Source organism: Mesorhizobium sp. M7A.F.Ca.US.002.01.1.1, assembly GCF_004022955.1.
In the GTDB taxonomy this organism is placed as follows: domain Bacteria; phylum Pseudomonadota; class Alphaproteobacteria; order Rhizobiales; family Rhizobiaceae; genus Mesorhizobium; species Mesorhizobium ciceri.
This window is the reverse complement of the sequence record NZ_RZQE01000539.1, coordinates 1-3,639: the sequence shown is the minus strand read 5'-3', so window position 1 is coordinate 3,639 and position 3,639 is coordinate 1. Positions and strand designations below refer to the sequence as shown.

Annotated in this window: 3 protein-coding genes; all 3 read left to right on the top strand. The window is 62.1% G+C overall.

Annotation, left to right across the window (positions count from 1 at the left end):
• Positions 1 to 58: 58 nt before the first annotated feature.
• The 3 genes from EN932_RS31455 to EN932_RS31445 all read left to right on the top strand — a co-directional run bounded on the left by EN932_RS31455 (position 59) and on the right by EN932_RS31445 (position 3,396).
• Positions 59 to 1,222: an isovaleryl-CoA dehydrogenase gene (locus tag EN932_RS31455; RefSeq protein WP_064993366.1), complete on the top strand. Its 1,164-nt coding sequence runs from the start codon at positions 59 to 61 to the stop codon at positions 1,220 to 1,222.
• Positions 1,223 to 1,224: 2 nt separating this feature from the next.
• On the top strand, positions 1,225 to 2,832 hold the full coding sequence (locus EN932_RS31450) for a carboxyl transferase domain-containing protein (RefSeq protein ID WP_127385442.1): 1,608 nt from the start codon (positions 1,225 to 1,227) through the stop codon (positions 2,830 to 2,832).
• A gap of 93 nt (positions 2,833 to 2,925) precedes the next feature.
• On the top strand, positions 2,926 to 3,396 hold the full coding sequence (locus EN932_RS31445) for a hypothetical protein (protein WP_318011939.1): 471 nt from the start codon (positions 2,926 to 2,928) through the stop codon (positions 3,394 to 3,396).
• Positions 3,397 to 3,639 lie beyond the last annotated feature (243 nt).

The window sequence follows — 3,639 nt, the reverse complement described above, 5'->3', positions numbered from 1 at the left end:
GCATGATCCCTTTTCGAATCAAAGTCGATTTTCGGGGTCATGCGCAGGGAGGAGAAAAATGTACACCAACACGCTCAGCTTCGGGCATGACGAAGAGATCGAGGCGCTGCGCGACATGGTGCGGCGCTTTGCCCAGGACCGGATCGCGCCGATCGCCGCCGACATCGATCGCTCGAATGAATTCCCGGTGCATCTGTGGGGCGAACTCGGTGCGCTCGGCCTGCTCGGCATCACCGCCGACCCCGACTTCGGCGGCAGCGGCATGGGCTATCTCGCCCATGTGATCGCCGTCGAGGAGATTTCGCGCGCTTCGGCCTCGGTCGGCCTCTCCTACGGTGCCCATTCCAACCTCTGCGTCAACCAGATCAACCGCTGGGCGACGCCGGCGCAGAAGGAAAAATACCTGCCGCCACTGTGCTCGGGCGAGCGAGTCGGCGCGCTGGCGATGTCGGAATCCGGCGCCGGCTCGGACGTCGTCTCGCTGAAGCTGCGCGCCGAAAAGCGCAATGACCGCTACGTGCTCAACGGCACCAAGATGTGGATCACCAACGGGCCGGACGCCGAGACGCTGGTGGTCTATGCCAAGACGGATCCGGACCAGAAATCGCGCGGCATCACCGCCTTCATCGTCGAGAAGGCTTTTGCCGGATTTTCCGTGGCGCAAAAGCTCGACAAGCTCGGCATGCGCGGCTCCAACACCGGCGAGCTGGTGTTTAGGGATGTCGAGGTGCCCTTCGACAACGTGCTGCATGAGGAAGGGCGCGGCGTCGAAGTGCTGATGTCTGGCCTAGACTATGAGCGCACGGTGCTTGCCGGCGGCCCGATCGGCCTGATGGCGGCGTGCCTCGACGTGGCAATCCCCTATGTGCATGAGCGCAAGCAGTTCGGACAGGCGATCGGCGAGTTCCAACTGGTGCAGGGCAAGCTGGCCGACATGTACACGACGCTGAATGCCGCGCGCGCCTATGTCTATGCCGTCGCCGCCGCCTGCGATCGTGGCCAGACGACGCGAAAAGATGCCGCCGGCTGCGTGCTGTTTGCCGCCGAGAAGGCGACGCTGATGGCGCTCGACGCCATTCAGCTGCTTGGCGGCAACGGCTACATCAACGACTATCCAACCGGCCGCCTGTTGCGCGACGCCAAGCTCTACGAGATCGGCGCCGGCACCAGCGAAATCCGCCGCTGGCTGATCGGCCGCGAGATCATGGCGGAGGGGGTGTAGGTATGGCCACGTTGCAAACCCAGATCTCCCCCTCCTCCGAAACCTTCCGTGCCAATGCCGAGCGCATGCGGGCGCTGGTCGCCGACATTGCGGAGAAGGCTGCCACCGTCGAGCTCGGCGGTTCGGAGGAAGCGCGTGAGCGCCATGTCTCGCGCGGCAAGCTTCTGCCGCGCGAGCGCCTTGCGCAATTGCTGGATGTCGGCTCACCCTTCCTCGAGATCGGCCAGTTCGCGGCATGGTCGATGTATGGCGAGGAGATCTCTTCGGCCGGCATGATCGCCGGCATCGGCCGCGTCGAAGGCACCGAGGTGATGGTCGTCGTCAACGACGCCACCGTGAAGGGCGGCACCTATTATCCGCTGACCGTGAAGAAGCATTTGCGGGCGCAGGAGATCGCACTGCAGAACAATCTTCCCTGCATCTATCTCGTCGACAGCGGCGGCGCCAATCTGCCCAACCAGGACGAGGTGTTTCCCGACCGCGAGCATTTCGGCCGCATCTTCTACAACCAGGCCAACATGTCGGCATCAGGCATTCCGCAGATCGCCTGCGTCATGGGTTCGTGCACGGCGGGCGGCGCCTATGTGCCGGCGATGTCCGACGAGACGATCATGGTGGGCAATCAGGCAACCATCTTCCTCGGCGGCCCGCCGCTGGTGAAGGCGGCGACGGGCGAGGATGTCAGTGCCGAGGATCTCGGCGGTGCGGATGTGCACACCAGGCTTTCCGGTGTTGCCGACCACTATGCGCTGGACGACGACCATGCCCTCGCCATCTGCCGGCGCATCGTCAAGAACCTGAATCGGAACAAGACTGTAAGCCTGAACTCTAGGAGAGCAATTCCGCCGCTTCATCCGGCGGATGAACTTTATGGCATCGTGCCGACCGACCTGCGCCAGCCCTATGACGCGCGCGAGGTCATCGCGCGCGTCGTCGACGGTTCCGAATTCGACGAGTTCAAGCAGAATTACGGCACCACGCTGATCACCGGCTTTGCCCATCTCCATGGCATGCCGGTCGGCATCATCGCCAACAACGGCGTGCTGTTTTCCGAAAGCGCGCTGAAGGGCGCGCACTTCATCGAACTGTGCTGCCAGCGCAAAATTCCATTGGTCTTCCTGCAGAACATCACCGGCTTCATGGTCGGTCGAAAATATGAAGCAGGCGGCATCGCCAAGGATGGCGCCAAGCTGGTGATGGCGGTTGCCACCGCCAGGGTGCCGAAGGTGACTGTCATCATCGGCGGTTCGTTCGGCGCCGGCAATTACGGCATGTGCGGCCGCGCCTATTCACCGCGCTTCCTGTGGATGTGGCCGAACGCCCGCATCTCGGTGATGGGCGGCGAACAGGCGGCAACGGTGCTTGCCATGGTCAAACGCGAAGGCATCGAGCGCAAGGGCGGAGAATGGAGCGCCGAGGAAGAGGCGAAATTCAAGAAGCCTGTCCTGATGAAATACGAGCATGAGGGCCATCCGCTCTATTCGTCCGCACGCCTCTGGGACGACGGTATCATCGATCCTGCAAAGACGCGCGACGTGCTGGCGCTCAGCCTGTCGGCCGCGCTCAACGCCGAAATCGAGGACACGCGCTTTGGCGTGTTTCGGATGTGAGAATGGACGGTCAACTTCGACAGCCAAACGGCGGAACTATACCGGCAGGCCGTTGCTGCCGTGTGAAAAGGCTGAACTGTATGGACCAAGCGATTGGTCAGTATAGGCGGCTTCGAATCTCAAACAGTGAACTGGCGGGGGGACAAAATATTCGCTACTGTTTATCCAGCATGGGGCAATGGGGACGGGCTGGAAATGAAACTGAAATATTGCCAGGGAACGGCTGCTTCGATACTTTCCGCATTTCTAATATTAACGGCGACCGGCATCAGCTCGGCGGAATCGCTCGCAGGACGCAAGGGAGACGTGCGTTTTCCGCCGACCTTGGGTTCGGGCGAATGCAACGTTGCCTACAAGGGTTACGTCGCGGCGAGCGGCCATTCGGCCTACGCCACAACCTTTTATTCGCGCGTTGTCGACCTCTACATCATCTGCGGGACGAAGCTCAACGCGCCGTCCCAGAAGGCGGCGGAAGAGACGGCGCTGCGCAATTGCCAGGCCGGGTTGACACGGTGGAAGCTCAAGACCGCGAGTGGCGGCTGCGCAATCTCGTCATCGAAATAAGCAACCGGCCGAGACTTTTTTGCGAATGGGGGAAGCAGAATGAAATCCGGGACCTGCAAACGAGCAGCCACCCCCATAGTGGCAGGCTTGCTGATGGTGGCGGCCTCCACCGCTGCCATGGCCGGATCGCTGGCAGGCAGCAAGGGCGACGTGCGCTACCCGGTGACCATTCCTATAGGAACCACCGGGGGCTGCGGGAAGGCCTATGCAGCGTATCTCGCAACCGCAGGCCATTCGGCTTTC

What these genes read in the sequence shown, in the direction of transcription:
- EN932_RS31455 (WP_064993366.1), top strand. Translation starts at nt 59, where the DNA reads ATGTACACCAACACGCTCAGCTTCGGGCATGACGAAGAGATCGAGGCG.
- EN932_RS31450 (WP_127385442.1), top strand. Translation starts at nt 1,225, where the DNA reads ATGGCCACGTTGCAAACCCAGATCTCCCCCTCCTCCGAAACCTTCCGT.